This window comes from Streptomyces sp. NPDC048277, from assembly GCF_040652235.1.
Lineage (GTDB): Bacteria > Actinomycetota > Actinomycetes > Streptomycetales > Streptomycetaceae > Streptomyces.
In genome coordinates, this window is sequence record NZ_JBEZLQ010000024.1 from 59,566 (window position 1) to 85,445 (window position 25,880).

Annotated in this window: 26 protein-coding genes, 1 tRNA gene and 1 pseudogene; 18 read left to right on the forward strand and 10 right to left on the reverse strand. The window is 71.4% G+C overall.

Annotation, left to right across the window (positions count from 1 at the left end):
* Window positions 1-19: 19 nt before the first annotated feature.
* From AB0D85_RS38660 to AB0D85_RS38685, 6 genes and pseudogenes are all read right to left on the reverse strand, one after another.
* Complete coding sequence (locus AB0D85_RS38660; protein WP_362331137.1) at window positions 20-1,906, reverse strand: stealth family protein; 1,887 nt, start codon at window positions 1,904-1,906, stop codon at window positions 20-22.
* 15 nt (window positions 1,907-1,921) lie between these two features.
* Window positions 1,922-3,643 carry a stealth family protein gene (locus AB0D85_RS38665; protein WP_362331140.1) on the reverse strand — a complete coding sequence of 574 codons (1,722 nt, stop codon included), beginning with the start codon at window positions 3,641-3,643 and terminating at the stop codon, window positions 1,922-1,924.
* Between the two features lie 138 nt (window positions 3,644-3,781).
* Entirely contained in the window at window positions 3,782-5,617 is a 1,836-nt protein-coding gene (locus AB0D85_RS38670) for a copper resistance protein CopC (protein WP_362331438.1), read from the reverse strand.
* Window positions 5,618-5,824: 207 nt separating this feature from the next.
* Window positions 5,825-5,926, reverse strand: a pseudogene (locus AB0D85_RS38675) (cupin domain-containing protein); the annotation flags it as partial.
* Window positions 5,927-5,980: 54 nt separating this feature from the next.
* Window positions 5,981-6,586, reverse strand: coding sequence for a GNAT family N-acetyltransferase (locus AB0D85_RS38680; protein ID WP_362331143.1), 606 nt, complete (start codon window positions 6,584-6,586; stop codon window positions 5,981-5,983).
* Window positions 6,579-9,026: a penicillin acylase family protein gene (locus AB0D85_RS38685; RefSeq protein WP_362331146.1), complete on the reverse strand. Its 2,448-nt coding sequence runs from the start codon at window positions 9,024-9,026 to the stop codon at window positions 6,579-6,581. Before AB0D85_RS38685 ends, AB0D85_RS38680 begins: the two co-directional genes overlap by 8 nt.
* A 136-nt stretch (window positions 9,027-9,162) precedes the next feature.
* Here AB0D85_RS38685 and AB0D85_RS38690 point away from each other — a divergent pair, with 136 nt between their 5' ends.
* From AB0D85_RS38690 to AB0D85_RS38705, 4 genes are all read left to right on the forward strand, one after another.
* Window positions 9,163-9,789 carry an HhH-GPD-type base excision DNA repair protein gene (locus AB0D85_RS38690; protein WP_362331149.1) on the forward strand — a complete coding sequence of 209 codons (627 nt, stop codon included), beginning with the start codon at window positions 9,163-9,165 and terminating at the stop codon, window positions 9,787-9,789.
* Between the two features lie 125 nt (window positions 9,790-9,914).
* Window positions 9,915-10,568 (forward strand): HdeD family acid-resistance protein, encoded by a 654-nt coding sequence (locus AB0D85_RS38695; protein ID WP_362331152.1) that lies wholly within the window; start codon window positions 9,915-9,917, stop codon window positions 10,566-10,568.
* Window positions 10,569-10,662: 94 nt separating this feature from the next.
* Window positions 10,663-11,022: a hypothetical protein gene (locus tag AB0D85_RS38700; RefSeq protein WP_362331155.1), complete on the forward strand. Its 360-nt coding sequence runs from the start codon at window positions 10,663-10,665 to the stop codon at window positions 11,020-11,022.
* Between the two features lie 59 nt (window positions 11,023-11,081).
* Window positions 11,082-11,210, forward strand: a complete 129-nt coding sequence (locus AB0D85_RS38705; RefSeq protein ID WP_362331158.1) for a hypothetical protein — start codon at window positions 11,082-11,084, stop codon at window positions 11,208-11,210.
* A gap of 447 nt (window positions 11,211-11,657) precedes the next feature.
* Here AB0D85_RS38705 and AB0D85_RS38710 read toward each other — a convergent pair whose 3' ends face one another.
* Window positions 11,658-12,020: a recombinase family protein gene (locus tag AB0D85_RS38710; RefSeq protein WP_362331161.1), complete on the reverse strand. Its 363-nt coding sequence runs from the start codon at window positions 12,018-12,020 to the stop codon at window positions 11,658-11,660.
* 133 nt (window positions 12,021-12,153) lie between these two features.
* On the opposite strand from AB0D85_RS38710, the gene AB0D85_RS38715 reads away from it, so the two are divergent.
* Both AB0D85_RS38715 and AB0D85_RS38720 read left to right on the forward strand, forming a co-directional pair.
* Window positions 12,154-12,450, forward strand: a complete 297-nt coding sequence (locus AB0D85_RS38715; RefSeq protein ID WP_003999914.1) for a type II toxin-antitoxin system VapB family antitoxin — start codon at window positions 12,154-12,156, stop codon at window positions 12,448-12,450.
* Window positions 12,451-12,561: 111 nt separating this feature from the next.
* The gene (locus AB0D85_RS38720) at window positions 12,562-13,230 is read left to right on the forward strand and encodes a LytR C-terminal domain-containing protein (RefSeq protein ID WP_362331164.1); all 669 of its coding nucleotides are present in this window, start codon (window positions 12,562-12,564) and stop codon (window positions 13,228-13,230) included.
* A 130-nt stretch (window positions 13,231-13,360) separates the two neighbouring features.
* Here AB0D85_RS38720 and upp read toward each other — a convergent pair whose 3' ends face one another.
* Window positions 13,361-13,996 (reverse strand): uracil phosphoribosyltransferase, encoded by a 636-nt coding sequence (gene upp, locus AB0D85_RS38725; protein ID WP_362331166.1) that lies wholly within the window; start codon window positions 13,994-13,996, stop codon window positions 13,361-13,363.
* Between the two features lie 505 nt (window positions 13,997-14,501).
* Here upp and AB0D85_RS38730 point away from each other — a divergent pair.
* The 8 genes from AB0D85_RS38730 (at window position 14,502) to AB0D85_RS38765 (ending at window position 19,834) form a co-directional block, all read left to right on the forward strand.
* On the forward strand, window positions 14,502-15,029 hold the full coding sequence (locus AB0D85_RS38730; protein WP_362331169.1) for a hypothetical protein: 528 nt from the start codon (window positions 14,502-14,504) through the stop codon (window positions 15,027-15,029).
* 56 nt (window positions 15,030-15,085) lie between these two features.
* On the forward strand, window positions 15,086-15,517 hold the full coding sequence (gene tadA, locus AB0D85_RS38735) for a tRNA adenosine(34) deaminase TadA (protein ID WP_362331172.1): 432 nt from the start codon (window positions 15,086-15,088) through the stop codon (window positions 15,515-15,517).
* A gap of 89 nt (window positions 15,518-15,606) precedes the next feature.
* Window positions 15,607-15,691, forward strand: a tRNA-Ser gene (locus AB0D85_RS38740).
* Window positions 15,692-15,917: 226 nt separating this feature from the next.
* Window positions 15,918-16,094, forward strand: a complete 177-nt coding sequence (locus tag AB0D85_RS38745) for a hypothetical protein (protein ID WP_185149253.1) — start codon at window positions 15,918-15,920, stop codon at window positions 16,092-16,094.
* A gap of 22 nt (window positions 16,095-16,116) precedes the next feature.
* Complete coding sequence (locus AB0D85_RS38750) at window positions 16,117-16,410, forward strand: Dabb family protein (protein ID WP_362331177.1); 294 nt, start codon at window positions 16,117-16,119, stop codon at window positions 16,408-16,410.
* 183 nt (window positions 16,411-16,593) lie between these two features.
* The gene (locus AB0D85_RS38755; RefSeq protein WP_362331441.1) at window positions 16,594-17,511 is read left to right on the forward strand and encodes an RNA polymerase sigma factor SigF; all 918 of its coding nucleotides are present in this window, start codon (window positions 16,594-16,596) and stop codon (window positions 17,509-17,511) included.
* A 435-nt stretch (window positions 17,512-17,946) separates the two neighbouring features.
* Window positions 17,947-18,873, forward strand: a complete 927-nt coding sequence (locus tag AB0D85_RS38760; protein ID WP_362331180.1) for an RNA polymerase sigma factor SigF — start codon at window positions 17,947-17,949, stop codon at window positions 18,871-18,873.
* Window positions 18,874-19,516: 643 nt separating this feature from the next.
* Window positions 19,517-19,834: a hypothetical protein gene (locus AB0D85_RS38765; protein WP_362331183.1), complete on the forward strand. Its 318-nt coding sequence runs from the start codon at window positions 19,517-19,519 to the stop codon at window positions 19,832-19,834.
* A gap of 84 nt (window positions 19,835-19,918) precedes the next feature.
* On the opposite strand, the gene AB0D85_RS38770 is transcribed toward AB0D85_RS38765, so the two are convergent.
* Window positions 19,919-20,125, reverse strand: coding sequence for a hypothetical protein (locus tag AB0D85_RS38770; protein ID WP_362331186.1), 207 nt, complete (start codon window positions 20,123-20,125; stop codon window positions 19,919-19,921).
* Window positions 20,126-20,330: 205 nt separating this feature from the next.
* On the opposite strand from AB0D85_RS38770, the gene AB0D85_RS38775 reads away from it, so the two are divergent.
* The 4 genes from AB0D85_RS38775 to AB0D85_RS38790 all read left to right on the forward strand — a co-directional run bounded on the left by AB0D85_RS38775 (window position 20,331) and on the right by AB0D85_RS38790 (window position 24,932).
* Complete coding sequence (locus tag AB0D85_RS38775) at window positions 20,331-20,888, forward strand: MarR family transcriptional regulator (protein WP_362331189.1); 558 nt, start codon at window positions 20,331-20,333, stop codon at window positions 20,886-20,888.
* 20 nt (window positions 20,889-20,908) lie between these two features.
* Window positions 20,909-23,437, forward strand: a complete 2,529-nt coding sequence (locus AB0D85_RS38780; protein WP_362331192.1) for an MFS transporter — start codon at window positions 20,909-20,911, stop codon at window positions 23,435-23,437.
* Window positions 23,438-23,576: 139 nt separating this feature from the next.
* On the forward strand, window positions 23,577-24,398 hold the full coding sequence (locus AB0D85_RS38785) for a YceI family protein (protein ID WP_362331195.1): 822 nt from the start codon (window positions 23,577-23,579) through the stop codon (window positions 24,396-24,398).
* A 54-nt stretch (window positions 24,399-24,452) separates the two neighbouring features.
* Window positions 24,453-24,932: a PPOX class F420-dependent oxidoreductase gene (locus tag AB0D85_RS38790; RefSeq protein WP_362331198.1), complete on the forward strand. Its 480-nt coding sequence runs from the start codon at window positions 24,453-24,455 to the stop codon at window positions 24,930-24,932.
* Between the two features lie 95 nt (window positions 24,933-25,027).
* Here AB0D85_RS38790 and AB0D85_RS38795 read toward each other — a convergent pair whose 3' ends face one another.
* Window positions 25,028-25,762, reverse strand: a complete 735-nt coding sequence (locus AB0D85_RS38795) for a TetR/AcrR family transcriptional regulator (RefSeq protein ID WP_362331444.1) — start codon at window positions 25,760-25,762, stop codon at window positions 25,028-25,030.
* Window positions 25,763-25,880 lie beyond the last annotated feature (118 nt).

Genomic DNA, 25,880 nt, shown 5'->3' on the forward strand with positions numbered 1-25,880 from the left:
GTGTCGCTGAGCTGACGCGTCAGTCGCGGCGCTGTGCCCCTTCCCGGGTCGGCTGGGAGGGGATTCCCGTCGTGAGGGGTGCGATCGGGCGGGTGGCGGTGCGGGGGGCTCCTTCGTAGCGGCTGGGGAACGGGTACTTGCGGTCCAGGAACGTGTGGATCGCGGTCCGGGCCGCCGGTCTCGCCTCCGGGGGCGTGTCCACGTCGTTGAGGCAGAAGAAGTCGACGTCCTCGCCTGCCGCCAGGCGGGCCAGGCGGCGTCGCATGTCCGGTGTGCCCAGCTGGACGTAGCGGAAGCGGTAGTCGGCGGGAACGGCCCGGCCCGTCGCCATCGCCCAGTGGTGGTGGAGCGTGGCCGCCGGAGCGACGTCGGCGGTGGAACGGAAGCGGGAGTAGGCGGTCCGTTCCAGTTCCTCGATTCCCATGCCCTCCATCTCCCGCATCACCGACAGCAGTTGGGGATGCGGGGTGTGCAGGGACTTGTGCGTGATGTGTCTGCCGTGGAAGCGCCTGATCACCTCGCGGGCGTTCTTGCCGGCCGAGTTCGGGGCCGGTTCGAGCGGGTGCGGGGCGCCCGCGCCGAGCTTCAGGGGGGACAGCGGGATACGGGCGATGCCGTTGCCGTGGAAGAAGTGCTCGGGGCCCACCGGGCGGTTGATGAAGACGTCGTCGTTGAAGTAGAGGTAGTGCTCGGAGAGGCCCGGGATGTGGTGCAGACGGCTTTCGATCGCGTGCGAGTTGAAGACCGGGAGCGCGTCGGGCGGGAGGATGTCCCGGTGGTCGATCACCGTCAGACCCTCCGTGCGCGGGTCCAGCCAGGACGGGATCTGGGAGTCGGTCACCAGGTAGACGTGCCGGACGAACCCGGCGTACATCTCCAGCGAGCGCAGCGCGTACCTCAGTTCGTCATGGCTGGTGTAGCGGGACGCGCCGGTCTCACGCGAAGCGATGACGTTGCCGGTGCCAGTGCCAGTGCCAGTGCCAGTGCCAGTGCCGTCGACGTTGCCGTCGGCCCGGAGTTCCTGGTGGGCGCGGCGCTTCGCCGCCATCGCCGGGTCGTCGCCGTCCACCCAGGTGTACACGACGTCGACGGGAAACAGCACCTCGTCGATGCCCGGCTCGGCGAACGGGGCGAACGTCGGGACGGTGCGGTGGCGGCCCGCGACCGCGGCCGGTTGCCGCGCCGCCGCCGGGAGCACCTCCGTCACGGGGTTGCGGCGCGGGGCGACGAGCGCCGGGCCGAAGACGTCCGGCAGCCGGCTGCCGGGCACGGTGAGCCAGGCGGGGTCGGTCCCCGGACCCGGGTCCGCGGCGGCGGCGCCGAGGTCCCGGCCGTAGCGCCAGAACTCGATGTCGCACCCCGCCTCCAGGCCGCTGAGCACCTGGCCTGCCGGGCCGAGGCGTACCACGCCGGTGCGGAGTACGGCGGCCCGCCGCAACGCCCGCGGCAGCCTGCCGTCGGCCCACAGCACCGGGGTCGTCACGGCGCCGTCCGGGCCGACGGCGCCCACGTAGCCGGCGGTGCCGGCGAAGCGCTGGGCGGCCCGGGCGAGGATCGCCTCGCGGTACGTCTCCTCGACGCCGACGACCTGCCGCGGCGCGCCGTACCCGTGGCCGGAGGGGACCAGGAAGTACGGGACGCGCAGCCCTTCCAGCAGGGTGCAGACCCGTTCGAGATCGGCTTCGGCGGCGTCCGCGGCGGTGTAGGCGGCGACCGTACGGCCGTACAGCCGCGCCGGTCCGAAGGTGATCCGCCGTGCTCCCGGAACGGCGGTCCGCAGGCGGCGCCGGGCCCGGGTGGCGCGCAGCGCCCAGAGCCTGGCCGACAGCCAGGTCCGGAGGCGCAGGAGAAGCTTCCGGACGGCGCGCAGGCCCGTCGGCGCGGTGGAACGGTGACGGATGTCCATGCCCCCCAGCCCCCGTCAGTTCCGCTTCTCGACAGGCTTCTCGGCGGGCTTCTCGAAGGGGCTCGCGAAGGGGAAGTAGTCCTCCAGGAACTCGTTCATCCGGACGCCGACCCGCTCCCGCTCCTCCGCCGGTACGTCGACGTCGTTGAGGCAGAAGAAGTCGAAGCGGCGGTTGCGGCGCAGGTCGGACAGGCGGGCCTCGGCGTCCGGGCGGCTGATGTTGACGTACCGGAAGCTGAACCGGCCCGGCACACCGCGGCCGGTCATCAGCGCGTACTGGTAGAGCAGCGGGGCCGTCACCGCGATGTCCTGCGGCGAGCGGAAGCGGGACGCCGTGGTGCGGGCGATGTCCTCCGGGAAGAGCTCCTCCAGCGCCCGCAGTGCCTCCTGCCGCTGCGGCAGCGGGGTGTGCATGAAGTTGTTCGTGGTCATCCGCCCGAACTTCTCCAGCAGCAGCCGGCGGACGTTCTTGCTCGCGGAGTTGGTGGCCGTCTCCTCGGCGTGCGGCTTGCCCACGCCGATCTTGAGCGGGGACACCGGTACTTTCATCAGACCGCTGCCGTGGAAGAAGTGCTCCGCGGTGACCCGGCGGCCGACGAACACGTCGTCGTTGAAGTAGAGGTAGTGCTCCGACAGGCCCGGGATGTGGTGCAGCCGGGTCTCGATCGCGTGCGAGTTGAACACCGGCAGGACGTCCGCCGGGAAGATGTCCCGGTGGTCGACGACCGTGATCCCGGGAACCGTGTCGTCGAGCCAGTGCGGCTTCTGGCCGTCGGTGACGAGGTAGATGTGGCGTACGAAGTCGGCGTACATGGCGAGCGAGCGCAGTGAGTACTTCAGCTCGTCGTGGCTGGTGTAGCGGGAGGCGTTGGTCTCCTTGTCCAGGATCTCGGCGGTGCCGCGCTCCTGGTGGCGGGCGCGTTTGGCCCGCATCTCCGGCTCCTCGCCGTCCACCCAGGTGTATACGACGTCGACGGGGAAGGTCACGTCGTTCACGGTCGGCAGGGTGAGCGCGGCGAAGCCCGGCAGTTCCCGGTCGCCGATCCGCACCAGGGCGGGCGTCCGCTCGGACGCCGGCAGGACGTCCGTGATGCCGTTGTTCCGGGGTGCGACGAGGGAATCGGCGAAGACGTCCTCGGAGGCCTGCGGCTGGACCGAGGCCAGGCGCCGGGGGCCGTCGGCGGAGGCGAGGAGGGCCGCCCCGTCCTCCCAGAACTCGACGTCGCAGGCGAGTTCCGGTCCTGCCAGCAGCTGGCCCGCGGGGCCCAGGTGGTTCTCCCCGATCCGCAGGACGGGGGCCGTACGCAGGGCGGCCGGCAGGACGCCGTCCATGAACAGCGCGGGATGCCTGAGCTTTCCGCCGGGCAGCGGTCTGCCGATGAACACCGCCTTCCCCGCGTTCTGTGCCTCCAGGGCGGTGAGGAAACGCTCCCGGTCGACGGCGTTCACGCCGAGCGCGTGGCGGGTGCGCGAGGCCGGTACCAGGAAGTGGGGGATGCGTTCCTGTTCCAGTGCGGCGAGGACCAGGCCGAGGTTGGCGGCGGCCGCCTCGGCGGCGCTGAACCGGGTCACGACCCGTCCGTAGAGCTGCTGACCGCGCACCGCCACCGGGCGGAGCACCGGGTCCGTGACCGCCGCCATGCGGCGCCGCCGCATGGTGCGCAGCTGCCAGACCTTCTCGGCGGCCTTCCGCTCGACTCGCGGCCGCATCCGCCGGGCAAAGGAACGCACGGTCACGTTCTGAGCTCCTCTACATCAACCCCTACACACCCTTGTGTTAACCAGACGGACATCTGAGCCGGATGGTTGTAGAAAATTTCTCCGAGAATTAAGGAAACGCGAAGCATCCGCACACGCGACTCATACCTGGTCGTGCTAGGCGGCGATGCGGACCTTCTTCGCCACCGTCACCTGGTCCAGGTCCGACACCCGTACCGTCACCTGCATCGTCCACTCGCCCGCGATGGGGAGGCTGACCGAGTTGGCGGCCCAGTAGCCGCCGACGTCGGCCAGGTTCGCGGGGAGCGGGCCGATCTTCTGGGCGGCGAGGGTGAAGGAGAGGCGGAGTTCGGGCACGGTGGAGATACCGCCGTCGGGGCCGAAGACGACCGCCTGCACGGAGTTCTTGCCGACCCGGCCCGGGTCCAGGGTGATCTGCACCTTGCCGTGGCCGTTCGGGGTGCCGACGTCGAACGGGACCAGGGAGACGGAGGCCGTGGGGATGCCGACCTCCGCCGTCGTCGCTCCCGCCCCGGCCGCCTCGGCTTCCGCCCGGCCGGGCAGGGTGCCGGTGAGGATCGTGGTGACGACGAGGACGGCGACGCCGATGGCGACTTCGGCGAGGACGGAGCGGCGCAGGGCCAGGTGGTTGTCCGGGGTGGTCGGCGCCTGCGCCGTCGGAGGTTCCTCCGTCGGCGGTTCCTCCGTCAGCCGTTCTTCCGTCAGCCGTTCTTCCGTCAGCGGTTCCTCCGGCGCCGGCGCGCCGACCGTCTGCGGGACGCGGTCGCGGGCCGCCGCGGACGGCACGGCCGCCAGCTTCGCCGTCCAGTGGCGGGACTGGGAGGCCACCGTCAGCAGCAGGGTCACGGCGGCGAGTTTGATGAGGAGCAGTCGGCCGTACGACGTGTCGGTGAGCGCCTGCCAGGAGCCCAGGCCGCGCCAGGACTGGTAGACGCCGGTGACGACGAGGACCGTCACCGAGGCGAAGGCCACACGGGAGAAACGGGTGACGACGACGGCGGGGAGGGGCGTGGCGGTGGCCCGGTAGAGGGTGGTGAGGAGGGCCGCGAGGCCGCCCAGCCAGAGCGCCATCGCGAGCAGGTGCAGCACCGAGGACGTCATCGCCAGGGGCACCTGGATGCCGGCGGAGGCGTGCTCGGCGGCCGCCCAGGTCAGGGCCAGGGCGACGGAGAGAGCAGTGGCTGTGGCGAGCAGGGGGCGGGACGGGCTGATCGGGCCGGTGAGGCCGGACAGCTTCTCGCGTTTGCGGAGGAGGACGTAGAGGCCCGCGACGACCGCCAGGAGCGCGACCCTGGCGAGCAGGGCCAGGCCCGGGCGGCCCGTCGCGGACTTGGCGAGGGCGGAGAGGTCGAAGGCCGCCGCCGGGGAGGTGCCCTCCTCGTACGGAGAGCGGAGGACGAAGAGGAAGAGGGTGGCGGCCAGCAGGGCCCACCAGGCCGCCCGGATCGGTTGGCGAAGGGGTGTGGTGTCCGGGGGGCGGCACACGGTGATGAAGGCGACGGTGCCGATCAGCAGGGCCAGGGCGACGTACGCGACGTAACGGCCGATGTTGTAGAGGCCGCCGGTGACCGGGTTCTCGACCGGGCCGGTGGAGACGGGCACGGTGGTCGCCGACGGCTTGCCCACGGAGAAGGTGAGGGCGCCGGAGACGGGGTGACTGTCCGCGGACACGATCCGCCACGCCACGGTGAACGTGCCGGTGCCGAGCTTCTTGGGGAACGTGATCCGGGCGGTGTCCGCGCTGGCCGGGCCGTGTTCGGGGTCGCTGGTGGTGACCCGGTGGTTGGTGGGGTCGTACACCCGGAACGAGTCGTCGAGCAGGCCGACGGACTCCGTGAAGGTCAGAGTGACGGATCCGGGCGCCGACTTGAGTACGGCGCCGTCGGCGGGGTCGCTGCCGCGGAGTGCGGCGTGTGCGGAGGCGGGCGCCGCGGACGCCAGGAGGAGGGCGGCGAGGAGGGTGCCGATCAGGGTGAGGGCGCGCAGGACCCTGTGCTTGGCCGACGTTCGCCGCTGGTCGTGTTCTTCGCTCACGTCACCCGCTCCGAGTTCGGAAACACGCGTTCATGGGTTATACGGATGGGGCGTGTTCAGCGCTCATTGTGTCTGCGGGACGGTGGGGCTGGTCGCGCCCACGCGGCGGAGCCGCACATCGATACAGCCCCGCGCCCCTTACGGGGCGACGATCGCGGAGCCCTCGGGGCGGCCGTCGGCGCGCGCGGGACCTTCCCAGGTGCGCCGGAACAGGCCGCCCTCGCGGGGGATGGGTTTCAGGTCGATAGGGGTCTCCCCGGTTCGAGCGAAGCCGAGAACTGGGGAAGGGCGACGAGGTCCTCAGGCGTCATCATCCGGGAAGGCTGTCCGCCGGGTGAGAAACGCCAGTTGGGCGTGTTTCTCGGGCAGGTGGACGTCCGGGAGGTCGATCTCGGGGAGTACGACGGCCGGGCCGAGGGTGAAGCCCTGGCGCCGGAAACGGGCGATCGCCTTCTCGTTGCGGACGTCCGGGTCCACGACGATGCGGTGACGGCCGAGGGTGCGCAGGGCGTACGCCGTGAAGGTGGTCAGGAGGGCCTCCGTCCAGCCGGGGCGGGGGCCTTCGGCGCCGGCCGGGGCGAGCAGGACGTGGATGCCGATGTCGCCGGGGCGGGCGTCGTAGCACTCGCTCACCCGGTCGGCCTCCGGCTCGTACGTCTGGAGGAGCGCGACCGGTTCGCCGTCCTTCTCGGCGAGGTGGGCGTGGTGGGTGTCGAGGGTGGCCATATGGGCGTAGATCTCGGCGACCTGGGTGCGGGTGAGGCCGGTCATGCCCCAGAAGGCGGCGCGTTCCTCGCTGACCCAGGTGTGGACGACCGCGGAGTCGCGCTCCGGGTCCAAGGGGCGGAGGCGGACGGTGCCGAAGCCGGGCAGGGTGTGTTCGAGGACGGGGTGGTGCTCAGACATCGGTCTCCTCTGTGTCGATGGGGTCTACGCGTTCCAGCCGGGCCCAGTCGGTGACGACGGGGGCCAGTTCTCCCTTGAGCCACAAGGGGAGTTGGTCGGTGTGGTGGGGCGCGTCGGGGACGCCGTCCGCGCCGAGCGGGACCACCCAGAGGCTGTCGTCGCGGTGGGCCAGGTCCCAGACGTAGCGGGCGGCCGGGCCGCGCGCGGCGAGGTCGGTGAGGCCGGGGACGGCCGAGGTGCACAGCACGCAGTCGTGGTCGCCGGACAGGCCGGGTCCGTCGTACGACGGCTCGGGCAGCGCCCGCCAGGGGGCGAGGCGGTGGGTGTCGCCCCAAGTACGGGTGGGCTTGTCTGCGGCGACTTCCTCGATCGCCGTACGGACCACGGCGGGGCGGTCGATGCCGTACAACTCCTCGGCGCGGAGCAGGTGTTCGAGGGCGAAGGCGATCCGGGGCGTGAGGGCGAGCCAGGGGAGCAGGACCTCGGGGTAGGCGGGGGGTTCGGTGAGCGGGGCGAAGGCGGGGTGGGCGGCGAGGTGCCGTACGACCGCGGTCCGTACGGCCGCGTAGACGGCGGCGTCGGTGCTGTCGGCTTCCATCCGGCGGTCCCAGGCGAGGAGCCGGTCGCGGAGTGCGGCGGCCGCGGGGGTGAGACCGTCGAGGGCGGCGAGGTGGTCGAGGAGGGGGGCGGCGGAGGCGAGGTGGGTGTCGGTGTGGATCGCGGGCAGGTCGGCGGCGGACCAGGTGCGGCGCTCGTCGAGGAGGGCGCGGATGCGGTCGGCGCGGTGGGGTGGGGCGAACTCGACGCCGAGCGGGGTGGCCGGGCCGCGCTGGTTCGCCATCACGGCGACGCCGTCGGTGATGTCGCCGTACGGCATCTCGTGCCAGCCCTGCCATGCGTGGCCGGGGAGCCAGGCCGGGGCGAGCCGGGTGCGGTTGGTGCGGGAGCGGACGGGGACGCGGCCGGCGACGCGGTGCAGGGTGCCTCCGGCGGTGTCGGCGGCGTGGACCACGTTGACGGGCTCGGTCCAGGCGTCGAAGGCCCTGTCGACGTCGGCGACCCGGCGGGCGCGGAGGAGGGGGAGGAGGGCGCTGAAACCGAGGTCCTCGGTGACACGGGGCGGATAACGCAGCGCCAACGCCTCGCCTCCGGCATCGGCCCACGACTTCCCACCCGCACCACCCGTACAACTTTCGTGATCAGGTGCGGGTGGCCCCAGTGGGGGCCGAGCACCATCGGCGACTGCCGGCTCGTGGGGCGCGACAGGCAACCCGGCGGTCGACGCGCGGCTTTCGTGGTCGGACACGGGTAGGGAACCCAGGGACCGAGCACCGTCGGCGACTGCGGGCTCGTGCGCCGCCTCGGCCTGCCCGGACTGCTCAGCCTGTCCGGCCTGCCCGGCGGGCTCGGCTTCCGCCGCCTCCGCCGTATCTGTCACCGCCGCCGCACCCTCCGCCCTCGTCCCCTTCTCCGCCTCCGTCCCCGTCGTCCTCTCCTTCGTGTCCGTCGCCCCGAAGCCCTCCGGGCCGCCGGCGATCACCGGGCCGCGGGCGGTTTCGATCAGTTCGATCTGTATCGGGGGTTCTCCCGCCACCTCCACCGTCTCCGTGTGGTGTGCGGCTCGGGTCCAGGTGCCGTCCGGGGCCAGGGCCTCCACGCCGGTCTCCGTGCGGCGCAGGCGCTCCCGGTAGAGGTCCTGGTAGTCGGCCATCGCGTTGGTGATGGACCAGGCGACCGTGCCCGTGTGGGCGAAGTGGGCGATTCCCGGGGTGCCGGGGACGGCGAGGCCGATCACGTCGAACTCGGGGCAGGAGAGGTGGATCTGCTGGTAGACACCGGGCGCCTCGATGAAGCGGTGGGGGTCGCCCGCGATCAGCGCCTCGCCGGTGGTCGTGCGGGCACCCGAGAGCAGCCAGCCGTTGCTGCCCGCGGTGGCGGGGCCGTCCGTGGCGAAGAGGGGGATCGACTCCTCGCCCAGGTGCCGTATCGCCTCCTCGCGCCACAGCTTGGCCGGGAAGCCGGCGAACAGGATGTGGGTGGCCAGCCAGACGCCCAGCGGGTGCCAGGGCTCCCAGCGGCCGGGGGCCAGGCCGGTACGGGCGAACTCGGGGGTGCGGGCGGCGCCGGCCGTCAGTCCCTCGTTGACGCCGGCCACGTACGCCCGTACCCAGTCCGCCGTCTCCGGATCCCGTCTCTCCAGCGCCTCGAAGCACCGTCTCGCCGTGTCCGCCAGGCGCGCCCGGCGGGCGAAGACGTCCCAGGCGACCGCGGAGGAGCCGAGGAAGGACGCCGACGTGCCCTGCACCCGGTGCCGTTCCACCTCCAGCTGCCACGCCCGGTCATGAGCCGTCACCCGGCCCTGCGCACGGGCGAGTTCACGGACGTCGTCCGCGCGCAGATGCGGGATGCCCCAGGCGTCGCGGTACGTCTCGATGGTCATCCTGTGACACCCCTTGCATGAGGTTAGGCTTGCCTAAGCTGAATCGTGGGGGAATCGTACGTGAGGGCTGAGAGGACCGGGCAGGGCGGGCGGCCGCGGGCGCGCGGGGCGGGTCCGGGCGCGGGATCATCGAGCCATGGACGCCAATGCCGACACCCGTACCGATGCCGCCGCCACGGCTCTCCGTCTCGCCCAGGATCCCGAGGCCGACGAACTCCTCAGCCGCAGCAAACTCGCCGCGCTCACCGGCATGCTGCTCGACCAGCAGGTCCCGATGGAGTGGGCGTTCAAGGGGCCGGCCACCATCGCGCAGCGCATGGGCACGGACGACCTGGACGCGCACGAGATCGCCGCCCAGGACCCGGAGGCGTTCGCCGCGCTGCTCTCCGAGAAGCCGGCGGTGCACCGGTACCCCGGCTCCATGGCCAAGCGCATCCAGCAGCTGTGCCAGTACCTCGTCGAGCACTACGACGGTGACGCCGAGGGCATCTGGCGCGACGCCGACAGCGGGGCGGAGCTGCTGAAGCGGCTCCAGGAACTGCCCGGGTTCGGGAAGCAGAAGGCGCAGATCTTCCTGGCGCTGCTGGGCAAGCAGTTGGGCGTGGCACCGAAGGGGTGGCGGGAGGCCGCGGGGGCCTACGGGGAGGCGGAGTCGTTCCGGTCGGTGGCCGACATCACGGGGCCCGAGTCACTGGCCAAGGTGCGGGCGCACAAGCAGGAGATGAAGGCGGCGGCGAAGGCCGCGAAGGCGGGCGGCAAGTAGGCCGGGCACTCGCCCCCGCCGGAAGGGCGCCCTCGCCCATCCGGTTCGCCCGGCCGGAAGGGCGCCCTCACCCGTCCGGCTCCCCCCTGCTGGCAGGGCCGTCGCCGCCGGTCTCAGCTGGAACCATGACCGAGCCCCCCAGCACCGGCGGCCCCGCCGACGACGACCGTACGGCTCATGCCACCGCGACCGGTCGGCACGAGGCCGAACCGCCCTTCGAAGGGCCGTTGCACGCCCTCTCGCAAGCCGCCTGGCAGACCGTTCTGATCACCGGGATCGCCTCCCTGATCCTCGGCGTCCTGGTCCTCGTCTGGCCCGGCGCCTCGCTGCTCGCCGCCGGTGTGCTCTTCGGCATCTACCTGCTGGTCAGCGGCGTCTTCCAGGTGGTCGCCGCCTTCGGCACGCACAAGACGACCGCGCTGCGCGTGCTGGCCTTCATCAGCGGCGCGCTGTCGATCGTGCTGGGCCTGTTCTGCTTCCGCGGCCCGCTGGAGTCGATCCTGCTGCTCGCCCTGTGGATCGGGATCGGCTGGCTGATCCGCGGGATCACCCAGACGCTCGCCGCCGTACACGACCACCGGATGCCCGCCCGCGGCTGGATGATCTTCCTCGGGATCGTCACCTTCGTCGCCGGCATCGTGCTGATCGTGTCGCCCTTCAAGTCGGTCGCCATCCTGACTCTCGTCGCCGGTATCTGGCTGGTCGTCGTCGGCATCGTCGAGATCGTCACGTCGTTCGGCATCCGCAGCCGCGCCAAGCTGATTCCGCAAGCCCTGTGAGCGGCGTCAACCTCGCGCCTCGCCGGTACTCCGAGCGGGCGGATCTCGCGCCCGGCACGGTGAACACCCCCCGCCGCGCGGGGAGATGACCGCCATGAGCAGCGGCCCCGCACCCGGTCGCCCGCAGCCCGGCCGCCGTGCCTGGCCGCGGGCGCTCGTGCTGCTGCTCGCCCTGCTGCTGACCGGCGCCCCCACGGTGGCCCTCGCCGGAGCCGCTTCGGCCGCCTCCGCCGCTGCCGCCGCCTCCGCCGAGGTCCTCGAACACGACGTCCTCGACACCCCGCTACGGCCGCCCGCCCGCGCCGTCCACCGCGCCGACGTACCCCAGCGCCCCGCGCCGCTGCCCGACCCGGCGCCCGCCGGCCTGGCCGGCCGCCACCGCCCGCGCCCGACGGCACCGCGTCCGTCGTACGCCGCCACCCCTCTCCTGCGCACCGTGGTCCTGCGCTGCTGAGCGACCGACCGGCCCCGCACTCCCCCCAGGTCAGTCAGCTCTACGCAAGGAACACAGCCATGTCCTCAGACCCGTACGCGGTCCTGCGCGCCCTGCTGCGCGCCGAAGCCGTTCGCAGCACACCCAAGCCGGAGACGAAGGCGACACAGCCGCAGCGGCCGCGGCATCAGGAGCGGAAGAGCGGCTGAGCGGTGAGGTGAGCCGGGTGGTGCGTCCGGCTCACCCCTGTTGCCGCGCGACAATGCCTTCGACACCTCGATGCAGTCGATGAAGCAGCGCAGGAAGGCACGCTTGTCGGTCAGTGGTGCGGATCGCCACGCGCCGCCCTCGTACGCCTTCGCCCTGATCATGAGGTTCGCTTCCGAGCCGAAGCGAACACCGGCCTCGGCAAGGAGCTTCGAGGAGCAGGGCCGCCCCTCGTCGGCGTGGGAGACCTCCGTGAAGAGTGTCCAGCCACGCCTGAAGCTCCTCCCAGTCAGCGGTACCGAGAACGGGCTCATGACTCATCACCGGCATCAGCGTCTGCGGATCAACCACGCTTCGGTACCCGACGACAGAGCGACGGGCCCTGGGTACGTCCGTCGAACCCGAGCCGTAGACCGGGTCCACCGCGTGACCGATCAGTCGCGGATCTCTCAGAATCCTCCCGAGAGCGATCCGGGGTGACGTCGACCAGCCGACGCTTCTTCATCCTTGTGGGCGAGGATCCCGCGTACGACATCCCGGATGACCTCGGCCTCCTCAGGCACCACGATCAACTGCCGAATCGTGAGTCCATCCCTGCGCACATCGGCCGGCATGCGTTCGAACTCAGGGCGGTCCGAGTCGCGGCGACAGGCCGAAACAGCCTCGTCAACGTACTCGCCCTCACACCGGTAGCCACGGGCGACCATCTCGGCGCGACATGCGGCGAGCTGCGCTCGTACCGATCCAGCCGACCTGTCCGGGCGGCCGAGGCTCTGCCGCGCATACCCGACCGCCGCTTTCCGATCATCCATAAGGGGAATGTGTCAGCAACCCGGCCACATCCACCCCCTTTGACCGATATTGACCACAAACCGCACGTACTTGGCTCACGCTGCCCGAGCCAGGAGGCTGCGCCCGGAACGTCTGGACCGGTAGGCTTTCCGTGTGATCTTCAAGCGCATCGGAAACGGCCGACCGTACCCCGACCACGGCCGGGAGAGCACCCGGCAGTGGGCGGACGTCGCGCCGCGCCCGGTCCGCCTCGATCAGCTCGTGACGACCAAGGGGCAGCTCGACCTGGAGACCCTCCTCGCCGAGGACTCGACGTTCTACGGCGACCTCTTCGCGCACGTCGTGAAGTGGCAGGGCGACCTGTACCTGGAGGACGGGCTGCACCGCGCGGTCCGCGCCGCCCTCCAGCAGCGTCAGGTGCTGCACGCACGCGTGCTCGAACTCGACTGACGCCCGCTCACCACCCGCCGTTACGCGCCGGTTGCCCCTTTCGGGTTGGACCGCACACCGTCGGATGATCATCTATTAGTCAACGCTCCCGTGGCGCACTACGCTGCGCTCATGAGCATGCTGACTCCCCCCGGCATGGGCGGCCAGTACCGGATCACAGGGGACAAGTACCCTCGCATGCGCCCGCGCCGGCGGCGTGCCCGGTTGACCCTCTCCGTGGTCGCCTCCGTCACCGCGCTCGGCCTGGTCGGCTGGGGCACCCTGCAGCTCATCGACGTCTTCACGGGCGGCGGCGGGTCGGCCTCGGCGGCCGGCTCGGCGGGCGACTGCGTGAAGCGGGCCGTCGCGAGCGCGAGTCCCGCGGCCGGTGCGACCGCCGGGGCGTCCACCACGGCGCTGCCGAAGCCGGCCCAGATCACGGTGAACGTCTACAACGCCACCACCCGCACGGGCCTGGCCAAGGACACCGCGGACGAACTCAAGAAGCGCGGCTTCAAGATCGGCGACGTCGGCAACGCGCCGGCGAAGTTCGACCAGAAGGTCAAGGGCACGGCGGTACTGCTCGGCCCCGCGTCCGCCCTGAAGACCTCGCTCCCGGTCCTGGCCACCCAGCTGGCGACGCCGGACCAGCGCACGGAGGCGGGCCGCAAGGGCACGGCCGTGGACCTGATCCTGGGCGACGCGTTCAAGACCCTGACACCCCAGGCAACGGCCGCGAAGGCCATCACGGCCCTGTCCGCCCCCGAACCGACGACAACGACGAAGAAGAAGCACTGCTGAGGACAGCGCCCCGTAAGGGGCGCGGGGCTGTATTCGATCTGCGGCTACCGCCGCGCGGGCGCGACCAGCCACGACGGACCCGCAGCCGCAAACGCACCCGCACCCCTACGGCGCCAAGGCGCCCGGCGCTCTACTCAGCCGCGCCGTACAGCCGATCCCCCGCGTCCCCCAGCCCCGGCACGATGTACCCGTGCTCGTTCAGGTGGTCGTCCACCGCCGCCGTCACCACCGTGACCGGCGTGCCCGCCAGCTCCCGCTCCATGACCTCGACGCCCTCCGGCGCGGCCAGCAGCACCACCGCCGTCACATCGTCCGCACCGCGCCTGATCAGCTCGCGGATCGCCGCCACCAGCGTGCCGCCCGTGGCCAGCATCGGGTCGAGGACGTACACCTGGCGCCCGGAGAGGTCCTCCGGCATCCGCGAGGCGTACGTGGACGCCTGCAGCGTCTCCTCGTTGCGGATCATGCCCAGGAAGCCCACCTCGGCGGTCGGCAGCAGCCGGACCATGCCGTCCAGCATGCCGAGCCCGGCCCGCAGGATCGGCACGACCAGCGGCCGCGGGTAGGACAGCTTGACGCCGGTCGTGGGCGAGACCGGGGTCCGGATGTCGACCGCCTCGGTCCGCACGTCCCGCGTCGCCTCGTAGGCGAGGAGGGTGACCAGTTCGTCGGCGAGCCGACGGAACGTCGCGGAGTCGGTGCGCTGGTCGCGCAGCGTGGTGAGCTTGTGAGCGACCAGGGGGTGGTCGACGACGTGGAGACGCATGCCCATAACAGTAACCGCGTCCACCTACGCCTCGCGCTGGCACCAAACCCCCCGTCCGGGGGAAAACGAGGGTGTCGGACCGGGGTCCGGCCCAGGCGGCCCCGCCGCGCCACGCCAGGCGCATGCGGACGTTCCGCCGGTAAGCACGGGTAAGCGCGGGTAAGCGTGCAAGAGTCGTAAAGCCAATCCTTCGGCAAAGATCCACTGCTTGTGGCGCGTTGCGGTCCGTCACGGGGAAGGCCGTGCGTGGGCCGCGGGAAAACCCGCGTACGATCCGCAGGTGGCGGCAACGAGTGCGCTGGTGGCTGCGGTGACGGACACACGGGTGCCTCTTTGCACACGTGCGATCAAAACTGCCAGACACAGGGAGCCGAAGACGTCCCCTGAACGCCTTGTTTCTGCCACGATTCCGAGTGGGTGGGGCTCGGAGCACAGCTCTCCCCGCCCAGAACCTCCGCCGGGGGGACCCCCAACCGGCACGCCTAAGACCAGTGGGAGAGTCACGGTGTACTTCGCCGCACTGCTCGCGCGCACCGAAGACGGGTGGGAAGCGAGCGACACAGAGCTCGACGATGTGGAGACCCTGTCGGACCTGGCCGACCTGGCCCGGGAATCGGCGTCGGACGCCGACGACACGGTGCTCGTCTTCATCGAGCAGGAAGACGCTTGGTTCGGCGTCGTGCGCATCGACGGTGAGGAGGACCCCCGGGTCTTCGTCTCCAGCGCTGCCGCCGCCGCCCGCAGCTCGTACGGAGAGCTCCTGCTCACCGACGAAATGCTCGGAAGGGAGCCCAAGGACGACGCCGACGACCTGGACGCCCTCGACCTCGACGGCACCGAGGACGGTGAGCCGGAGACCGAGGACGACGAGGACACGGACACCTCCGCCGTGCCCGCCGGCCCGGTCGGTGACACCGGGATCCTCGACGACCTGGGCGTGAGCCCGAAGGAGCTGCTGGCACTCAGCGACGACGCGCTCAGCGAGATCGCCGAGGCCCTGGGCGCCGCCGACGTCCTGGAGACCGTCCGCTGACCCTCCACGAGGCACCCGGGTCCCCGGACCCGGTACGCGACCGCTGGCGGGCCGCGATGCGGCTCGCCCTGGACGAGGCCGGGCAGGCCGTCCGGGGCGGGGACGTCCCCGTCGGCGCCGTCGTGCTGTCCCCGGACGGTACGACGGTCCTCGCGTCCGGTCACAACGAACGCGAGGCCACCGGCGACCCCACCGCACACGCGGAGGTGCTGACCCTGCGCCGGGCCGCCGCCCGGCTCGGGGAGTGGCGGCTCACCGGCTGCACCCTCGTGGTCACGCTGGAGCCCTGCACGATGTGCGCGGGCGCCCTGGTCCAGTCCCGGGTGGACCGGGTCGTCTACGGCGCCCGCGACGACAAGGCCGGAGCCGCCGGGTCCCTCTGGGACGTCGTACGGGACCGGCGCCTGAACCACCGCCCCGAGGTCGTCGAGGGCGTTCTGGCGGAGGAGTCCGCCCGCCTGCTCACGGACTTCTTCCGCACCCGCTGAGGAACCCCCCGAGGAACCCGTCGGGGCCCGCCCCCGGCCCCCGAATACCGATTTCAGAGCACGGGCCCCTGTGCTGTAAGGTCTCCCTCGGTAGCGTGTCCGAGCGGCCGAAGGAGCTCGCCTCGAAAGCGAGTGTGGCGCAAGTCACCGAGGGTTCAAATCCCTCCGCTACCGCTTGGAGAAGGGCCCCGTCGGAAGACGGGGCCCTTTCTGCGTGTCCGAACCCGCGCCGGGGCACATGTCCGTCGTGCGCCTCTTTTCGCGCCCCCGGACCCGACAAAAGGCCTCGACCAGCGGGCCGTTGGGCCCCGAGGGGGGCGTGAAGGTTACACTCGCGGCCGGCAGCAGGGTCCACAGGCACGCAGACACGCCGGCTGAGGCAGGCACAGGGGAGGCCGCGGTGGCGGTGAATGCCAAGAAGATCGCCACGTACGTGCTCGTGGTCTTCGCGCTGTACGTGATCATCACGGACCCGGCCAAGGCGGCCAGCTACGTCCAGATAGGCTTCGAGGGCATATCGGACGCGGCCAAGGCCATCGGGCAGTTCATGACCTGGCTCGTCAACGGAGCGAAGTAGCGCACCACCCCCGGGAGCCTCCATGATCCGCCACCTGGTCCTCTTCAAGCTCAACGAGGGCGTCGGGCGCGACGATCCGCGCGCCGTCGCGGGCGCCGAGGCCTTCTTCGCGCTCGGCGGCCAGATCGGGGAACTCCGCTTCTGGGAGTGCGGCTGGAACACCACCGACCGCCCCATCGCCTACGACTTCGCGATCAACTCGGCGGTCGAGGACCGGGACGCGCTCAAGCGGTACCTGGAGCACCCGGCCCACCAGGCGGCCGCGGCGCAGTGGCGGGAGTTCGCCACGTGGGTGATCGCCGACTACGACTTCTGAGCCGTACGGCGTTTTCCCGATCCCGCCCCCCGCCCGGAACGACGGGGGGCTTTTGCGTGCCTTATGCCTCAACTTGCCACAATTCACCCTCAACACGACGTTATGCGGTGCTTGCACACAGTGCACATGTCTTGTGATGCTATGACCGCTTTTGACGGATGATTGACCGATGAAGAGGTGGCGTTGACCGTGTCGGCCAGTTCTGCGCCGCCCCAGGAAGAGGCGCCCGCCCCAGTCCAGAGCCCGCCCCAGGACCTGTCCCAGAGCCCCTCCCAGCATCCGCCCCACAACCCGCCCCAGCCGCCCGCCCAGGCGGCCGCTCCGGCCCCGGAGAAACGGCGGGGCGCCGACACCCGGGCACTGACCCAGGTGCTCTTCGGCCAGCTCAAGGACCTCAAGCCGGGCACGCCGGAGCACAACCGGGTGCGCGCGGCGCTCATCGAGGCCAATCTTCCGCTCGTGCGCTACGCGGCCGCCCGCTTCCGCTCCCGCAACGAACCGATGGAGGACGTCGTCCAGGTCGGCACCATCGGCCTGATCAACGCCATCGACCGCTTCGACCCGGACCGGGGCGTGCAGTTCCCGACCTTCGCGATGCCGACCGTCGTCGGCGAGATCAAGCGCTACTTCCGCGACAACGTCCGCACCGTGCACGTCCCGCGCCGGCTGCACGAGCTGTGGGTCCAGGTGAACAGCGCGACCGAGGACCTGACCACGGCCTTCGGCCGCTCCCCCTCCACCGCCGAGATCGCCGAGCGGCTGCGGATCAGCGAGGAGGAGGTGCTGTCCTGCATCGAGGCCGGCCGCTCGTACCACGCGACCTCCCTGGAGGCCGCGCAGGAGGGCGACGGCCTCCCGGGCCTGCTGGACCGCATCGGCTACGAGGACCCGGCCCTGGACGGCGTGGAACACCGCGACCTGGTCCGCCACCTGCTCGTCCAACTCCCCGAGCGGGAGCAGCGCATCCTCCTGCTGCGCTACTACAGCAACCTCACCCAGTCCCAGATCAGCGCCGAACTCGGTGTCTCCCAGATGCACGTCTCGCGCCTGCTCGCGCGCAGCTTCCAGCGCCTGCGCTCGGCGAACCGCATCGAGGCCTGAGCGCTCCGCTGGGTGCGCCGCCGAGCGCGCCGCGATGTGCCGCGCTGTGCCGTCGAGCGTCTGCGGCGCCGTCGTGGCTTGGCGCGCAGTTCCCCGCGCCCCTTTGGGGCGCCTCAGGTCACCGTTATCGGTCCGAGACACGCCCCGCGCGGCTTGGTACGGCCGTAACCGCGCACAGGATCGAGCCATCACCGGCGAGAGCGAATCGCTCACCAGCGCACTTCCCGACAGTTGAGGGTCGAAAAAGCGTCAGACCCCCTGCATCCAGGGCGGATTCGCGTCTCGCATGTCGACATGTCACTACAGCGTGTTGCCGACATGTGACATTCTGCCGGAAGCGCGTTTGCCGGGGCCCCGGCTCCGGTATTCAGGTGAAGGCACCGCTCCTCGCCGGGGAGCGCCGCCGCGACCGTCCCGCGACCCAAAGGGGGTGGCATGTCCGCAGACCAGGGCAGCTCGAAGGTGCTTACGCCCACGAACAGCGAGGCAGCGCCCAAGGAGCTCGACGCCATCGACGTACTCGACAGCATCGATGGTGCGCTCGCCGGCGCCCCGGCGCTGGAGGCCCCTCCGGCCCAGGAGCTTCCGGCCGTATCGGAGAGCCTCGACACCCGCACCCTGTCCCGCTCCCTGTTCCTGCGCCTTGCCGCACTCGAAGAGGACAGCCCCGAGCGTGCCTACGTCCGGGACACCCTGATCGAGCTCAACCTCCCCCTCGTGCGCTACGCGGCGGCCCGCTTCCGCAGCCGCAACGAGCCGATGGAGGACATCGTCCAGGTCGGCACCATCGGCCTGATCAAGGCGATCGACCGCTTCGACTGCGAACGGGGCGTGGAGTTCCCGACGTTCGCGATGCCGACGGTCGTCGGTGAGATCAAGCGCTTCTTCCGCGACACCTCGTGGTCGGTCCGCGTCCCGCGCCGTCTGCAGGAGCTGCGGCTGGCCCTCACCAAGGCCAGCGACGAGCTCTCCCAGAAGCTGGACCGCTCCCCGACGGTCACCGAACTGGCCGCCGTGCTGGGCGTGTCCGAGGAGGACGTGGTCGACGGCCTGGCCGTGGGCAACGCGTACACCGCCTCCTCCCTCGACTCCCCGGCCCCCGAGGACGACGGCGGCGAGGGCTCCCTGGCCGACCGCCTCGGCTACGAGGACACGGCCCTGGAGGGCGTCGAGTACCGCGAGTCGCTGAAGCCGCTGCTGGCCAAGCTGCCGCCGCGCGAGCGCCGGATCATCATGCTGCGCTTCTTCGCGAACATGACCCAGTCCCAGATCGGCGAGGAGGTCGGCATCTCCCAGATGCACGTCTCCCGTCTGCTGACCCGCACCCTGGCCCAGCTCCGCGAGGGCCTGATCTCGGACTGAACCGCGCCTACGGGTTCCTTACTGACGGAGTGTCAGCCACACTGGCGCGATGCTTCTCCGTAGGACGCCGAGGACAACGCGGGCAGCGCGGACAGCGAAGACACCGAGCGGCCGCCGGGCCGACGTCACGACAGCACCGGCGGCCGTCTCCACGCGTCCACGTAGAACACCGGGACCGGCCGCGGCGGGCGCCGACCGCCGGGCCACGGCCCCGGCGGATCGTGGCCGCCGCGCCGGCATCCCCACGCCTTCGCCCAGGACACCGGGCGGCCGGTGGGCCACCGCGGCGGCGGCCTCGGGGGTCGCCGTCTGCCTGGCCGCGGCCCTGACGGCGTGCACGGGCGGTGTCGGTCACGGCTATACGGCGGTGGGCGCGGCCCCGGACGTCACCAAACGCCCCGCCACGGCCCCCACGGGCTCGGTGACGCTGGTCCCGCTGGACGGGGCGGGGGGAGCGAAAGGCGGAGGGACGGCCGGCGCGGGCGGACCCGGAGCGACCACGGACGGGCCTGCCGCAACGGCGCCCGCATCCAACCCGGTGCCACCCCGGTCGGCTTCGGCCTCCGCCCCCCGCGGCAACGGCGCCCAGCCACCGGCCTCCGGCCCGGCAGCGCCGGACTCACCGCGCCCGAGCACCTCTTCGGTGTCCGCTTCACCCGCCGCCCTCACCTGGAGCACCCCCACCCGTGAGGCCACGGACAAGCGCTGGTGCGAGAAGGTGACCGTCGCCTTCCACAACTCCGGGGGAACAGCGGTCCGTTCGGGCACGATCACCCTCGGCACGCACATCATCGACCTGCTGGGCATCGACTGGTCGACGGTCAGGTCGACCGAGCCCCTCCCGGTCCCGATCGCCCCCGGCTCCCGTACGAGCGGGACCTGGACCGTCTGCGTGGACGACTGGCGGGTTCCGCTGGGCATGCACATCGAGACCAGGGTCGAGACGGCCGACTGGAGCTGAGCACGACGAAAGCCCGGGGCACCCGACCCCGGGTCCGTCGTCGCACCGCCGCCCGGACCGTCGTACCGCGTCCGGGTCCGCGTGTTACTTGAGCGCCAGCCAGGCCACCGCCGCCAGCACGACCACCACGGCGACGACGCCGAGGATCAGGCCGATGCGCGGGCCGGAGGAGGACGAGTAGGTGGACGTCGTCTGCTGGGAGCCCTGCGGGGTCTCGTCGACGAACGCACGGAACATCTGGGTGCTGCCGGCGGGGTCGTGGTTGCCCTGGGGGCCCTGGGTGTTAGCCATGGCCCGAGACACTAGCGAATCCGGGTGTGTCGCCCAAGTGGGGGGCCTGTAGGCGGCACAACCTCCCCACAACCACCTTCACCTGGGCATTTACGTTCGCAATACTTGCCTTTGCCAAGTTTTTGTACCCGCGCCCGCCCATTTATTTGCCTGTGGCAACCAAGCAGTTCTATGGTTGCCCCAAGCAACGAAAACGGGAGGTGTGATGGCGGAGCAGGCGCAGTTCGAGGAGCTGGCGCGTCAGCTCAGCGCCGTCGGAGCCGTGAAACGGGACCTCGCGCGGATTCTGCCGCACGAGTGCCCGGCCGGTTCCGCGGCCGTGCTGACGCTGCTCGGCCGCCACGGTTCCATGCGCATGAGCAAGCTCGCCGAGTTGCTCGCCGTGGACATGTCCGTGACCAGCCGGCATGTGGCGCATGTCGCCGAGCGCGGCTGGATCGAGCGCTCCCCCGACCCGGCGGACAAGCGGTCCCGCATCCTGCACCTCACCCCCGCGGGCGAGGCGACTCTCCAGGACCTGTCCCGGCGCAGCACCGAAATGCTCACCGAACGGCTGAGCGACTGGAGCGACGAGGAGGTCGACCAGCTGATCCGGCTGATGACCCGGCTCCGGGCCAGCTTCGGCGACTGCCGGGCCACGACCCCGCATCCCCGGCCCGCCGCCGCCACGGTCGCGGCCACGGTCGCCTCCGCCGCCCGCGCCCCCACCCCCGTGATCGAAGCTCCCGTATTCGAATCCCCGACCACCCGTACACCCGCATAACACGTAAGAAAAGGAAGCCCATGGCAACGACCACACCAGCCGGTGTGCGGGCTCACGCCAAGCACGGGGGAGGCTCCGACGAGCAGGCCCCGATGACGCACCGGCAGATCATGGAGGCCCTCTCCGGCCTCCTGCTCGGCATGTTCGTGGCGATCCTGTCGTCCACGATCGTCACCAACGCCCTGCCGCACATCATCACCGACCTCGGCGGCGGCCAGTCCGCCTACACCTGGGTCGTCACCGCCTCGCTGCTGGCCATGACCGCGACCACCCCGCTGTGGGGCAAGCTCGCCGACCTGTACAGCAAGAAGGCGCTCGTCCAGATAGCCCTGGTCATCTACGTCCTGGGCTCCGCGGCGGCCGGTCTGTCGCAGAACGCCGGCATGCTGATCGCCTGCCGTGTCGTCCAGGGCGTCGGCGTCGGCGGTCTGTCGGCGCTCGCCCAGATCGTCATGGCCGCGATGATCTCGCCGCGTGAGCGCGGCCGTTACTCCGGCTACCTCGGCGCGACCTTCGCCGTCGCCACCGTCGGCGGCCCGCTGCTCGGCGGTGTCATCACCGACACCTCGTGGCTGGGCTGGCGCTGGTGCTTCTACGTCGGCGTCCCCTTCGCCGTCATCGCGCTGATCGTGCTGCAGAAGACCCTGCACCTGCCGGTCGTGAAGCGGGACGTCAAGGTCGACTGGGCCGGCGCGTTCTTCGTCGCCGCCGCCGTCTCGCTGCTGCTGGTCTGGGTCACCTTCGCCGGTGACAAGTACGACTGGATCTCCTGGCAGACCTACGCGATGGTCGGCGGTTCGATCGCCCTCGCACTGGTCTTCGTCCTGGTCGAGTCGAAGGCCAAGGAACCGATCATCCCGCTGCGGCTGTTCAAGAACCGCACCATCACCCTGGCCTCGCTGGCCTCCCTGTTCGTCGGTGTCGCGATGTTCACCGGCACGGTGTTCTTCAGCCAGTACTTCCAGCTGGCCCGCGACAAGTCCCCGACGATGTCCGGCGTGATGACGATCCCGATGATCGGCGGTCTGTTCATCTCCTCCACCGTCTCGGGCCAGTTCATCACCCGCACCGGCCGCTGGAAGGCGTGGCTGGTCAGCGGTGGCGTGCTCGTGACGGCCGGCCTCGGCCTGCTCGGGACCATCCGGTACGACACGGCGTACTGGAAGATGTCGATCTTCATGGCGCTGCTGGGTCTCGGCGTCGGCATGATGATGCAGAACCTGGTGCTCTGCACGCAGAACCAGGTCGCCCCCTCCGACCTCGGCTCGGCCAGCTCCACGGTCACCTTCTTCCGTTCCCTGGGCGGTGCGGTGGGCGTCTCGGCGCTCGGCGCGGTGATGGCCCGCCGGATCACGCACTACGTCACGGAGGGCGCCGCCGCTCTCCCGCACAAGTACCAGGCCGCCCTGGCCGCCTCCAGCTCGTCCGACGCGAGCATCCCGGACCTGAGCAAGCTGCCGGCCCCGCTGCGCACCCTGATGGAGAGCGCCTACGGCCACGGCATCGCCGACGTCTTCCTGATCGCCGCCGGCCTCGCGGCCCTCGCGTTCCTGGTCAGCCTGTTCATCAAGGAGGTCCCGCTGAGGACCAAGGGCGGGCTCGCCCAGGCCGCCGCGGAGCAGAGCGCCCCGGCCGCCGCCGCTGCCGCCGTCGCGGCTCCCGCCGAGGAGCAGGTCCCCAGCTGGGCCGCCCCCGTCGTGAGCAGCACGGAACTCGCCCCCGAAGGCATGGAGCGGCAGCTCTCCGCCGTCGCCACCCTCGCCCTCCCCGCGCAGTCCACGGGCCCCGGCGGCACCCCGGTGCACGGCTTCGTGCGCGGCGCCGAGAGCGCCCCGGTCGCGCAGGCCGCGGTCACCCTGATCTCGCTCTCCGGCCGCCAGCTGGGCCGCTCGGTCGCGGGCTTCGACGGTGCCTACCGCCTGGACGCGCCCGGTACGGGCTCGTACGTCCTGATCGCCTCCGCCGACGGCTACCAGCCGCAGGCGTCCACGATCGTGGTGGGCGAGGAGCCGGTGCCGTACGACATCCTGCTCAGCGGCACGAGCGGGCTGACCGGTGTCGTCCGGGGCGCGGGCAGCGCGCTGCCGGTCAAGGACGCCATGGTGATCGTCACCGACGTGCGCGGCGATCTGCTGGCCACCGCGGCCACCGGTGAGCAGGGCCAGTTCGTCTTCGGCGAGCTGGTGCCGGGTGTCGTCACGGTCGCGGTGAACGCGGCCGGGTACCGCCCCCGCGCCCTGCCGGTCGAGATCGGCGCCGCCGGGGTCACCCGGGTCGAGGTCGACCTGGACGCCGGCGCCCAGCTGCAGGGTGTCGTACGGGCCCCGCACGGTCCGCTGGGCGACGCCCGCGTGACCCTCGTGGACGCGGCGGGCAACGTGGTCGGCACGGCCACCACCGGCGTGGACGGCGCGTACGCCTTCGCCGACCTGGACGGCGGCGACTACACCGTGATCGCGACGGGCTACCCGCCGGTCGCCACGGCGCTGAACGTCACCGGCGCCGGTGTCGACGGCCACGACATCGAACTCTCCCACCCGGGCGAGTAGTTCCGACTCCGGCCCGTGGCGGGCGCGCCCACAAGGAGGCGCTCGCCACGGGCCGGTCCCATAAGGCCATTTTGTAAGCGTCTGACTGTTTGAAGTATCCGAGTATCCGAGTATCCGAGTGTTCGCAGGGAGAAACGGGATGGGACTGACCGCGAGGATCCGCACCCGGGACGGATGGGCCGTGTCGCACGGGGTCGTCACGGTGACCGACATGACCGGCAGCCAGGTGCTGCGCGCCGAGGCCGACGACGAGGGCGCGGTACGGGACCCGAACCCGCTCGCGCCCGGGGCGTACACCGTCATCGTCACGGCCGTGGGCTACGCGCCCGCCGCCTCCAGCGCCATCGTCACCGCGAGCGGCCGTGCGGAGATCGGCACGGTCACGCTGGCGCGGCAGGGCGGCACCGAGCTGCCCCCGCCCGGCCCGTGGACGGTCGACCCGGCGCACTCCACCGTGGGCGCCGTCGCCCAGCACCTGGGCATCTCCAGCGTCCGCGGCCGCTTCACCGACTTCGGCGCCTCGATCGAGATCGCCCCCGACGACATCGCCAAGTCCAGCGTCCGGGCGGTCATCCGCGCCGCCTCCATCGACACGGGCAACACCATGCGCGACACGCACCTGCGTTCCGCCGACTTCCTGGACGTCGAGCGGCACCCGGAGATCGTCTACACCTCGACCGGCCTGTCGGCGGCGGGCTCCGACCGCTGGACCGTGCACGGCGAACTCTCCCTGCACGGCGTGGTCCGCCCCGTCGACCTCGACCTCGCCTACCTGGGCACCGGCGCCGACCCGTGGGGCGGCACCCGGGCCGCGTTCCGCGCGACGACCGAACTGCACCGCGAGGACTTCGCCATGAACTACAACCAGGTCGTCCAGGCGGGCATCGCGGCCATCGGTACGACCCTCAAGATCGAGCTGGAGATCCAGGCGGTGCAGGGGGAGTCGCTGCCGCAGGCGTGAGCGTAGGCACAGCAGAGACAGGCTGAGCGGGCTCCCCGGCCCTAGGCTGGCGCCATGGCACCGAACATCGCGACGAACACGTCCGTCTCCCTCGACGAACTGCTGGACTTCGTACGGCCCCGGCACCGGGCGATCCTGCTCACCCGGCGCGCCGACGGCAGCCCGCAGGGGTCGCCGCTGACCTGCGGGGTCGACGACTCCGGGCGCATCGTCGTCTCCACGTACCCCGAGCGGGCGAAGACCCGGAACGCGAAGCGGGACGAGCGGGTGAGCCTGATCGTCCTGAGCGACGACTGGAACGGGCCGTGGGTGCAGATCGACGGACAGGCCGAGGTGATCGACACCCCCGAGTCGGTGGAGCCGCTGGTGGAGTACTACCGGAACATCGCCGGGGAGCACCCGGACTGGGACGAGTACCGGGCGGCGATGGTGAAGCAGGGGAAGTCGATCATCCGGGTGACGCCGGAGAAGTGGGGGCCGGTTGCCACCGGCGGTTTCCCGGCGCGGCTGGCTTCGCCGGACGCCGACGCCTAAGGGGGTGGGGGTGCGTGTCGAATCGCGACTGCGGGTTCGCTGTGGCTGGTCGCGCCCACGCGGCGGAGCCGCATGTTGATACAGCCCCGCGCCCCTCAGGTCGGTCGACTCACCTTGGCTTCAATGCCTGCGATCAGCAGGTCCAGTGCGAACGTGAAGTCCCTGTCCAGCATTTCCGCGACCGTGTCGCCGCCCCTGGCCGCCATGAGGTCCCTGGACTCCTCGATGATCTTCGCCGTGTCCGGGACCTCCGTCACGGCGTCCATCGCGGAGTTGAAGTACTCGTCCGGGGTCATGCCGGCCGCTGCCACGCGCTCGGCGAAGTGACCCTCGATCGTGCCGTAGCCGTACACGAACTGGAAGACGGCCGAGATCGCGCCGGTCACGCCGTGGGCGGGCAGGCCGGCGCGGCGGACGACCTGCTGGATCACGTGGGAGAAGGCGAGCGAGCGGGGGCCGATGTTGAGGTAGCGGCCGGCCAGCGGGGAGAGCCAGGGGTGGCGGACCAGCAGCGCCCGGTACTCCGTGGCCAGCGCCCGTAGTTGCTCCCGCCAGTCGCCCTCGGCCGGGTCCGGCAGCCGCAGTTCGCCGAAGGCCGCGTCGAGGGCGAGTTCGAGCAGGTCGTCCTTGGTGTCGACGTACCAGTACACGGACATGGCGGTCACGTCGAGCTCGGCCGCCAGCCGCCGCATGGAGAACTTGCCGAGCCCGTCGGAGTCGAGCAGACGGACGGTGGCGGAGGTGATGCGGGCCCGGTCGAGGCCGGAGGGCTGCCCGGTACGCCCGCCCTTACGGGCCTTCTCCTCCAGCCACACACTGGCCCGCACCATCGCGACACCTTCCTCCACCACGATCACTTTCAAAGATGCTAAGACTCCAACGCCCCGTCAGGGGCGCGGGGCCGTGTCCGATATGCGGCTCCGCCGCGTGGGCGCGATCAGCCACAAA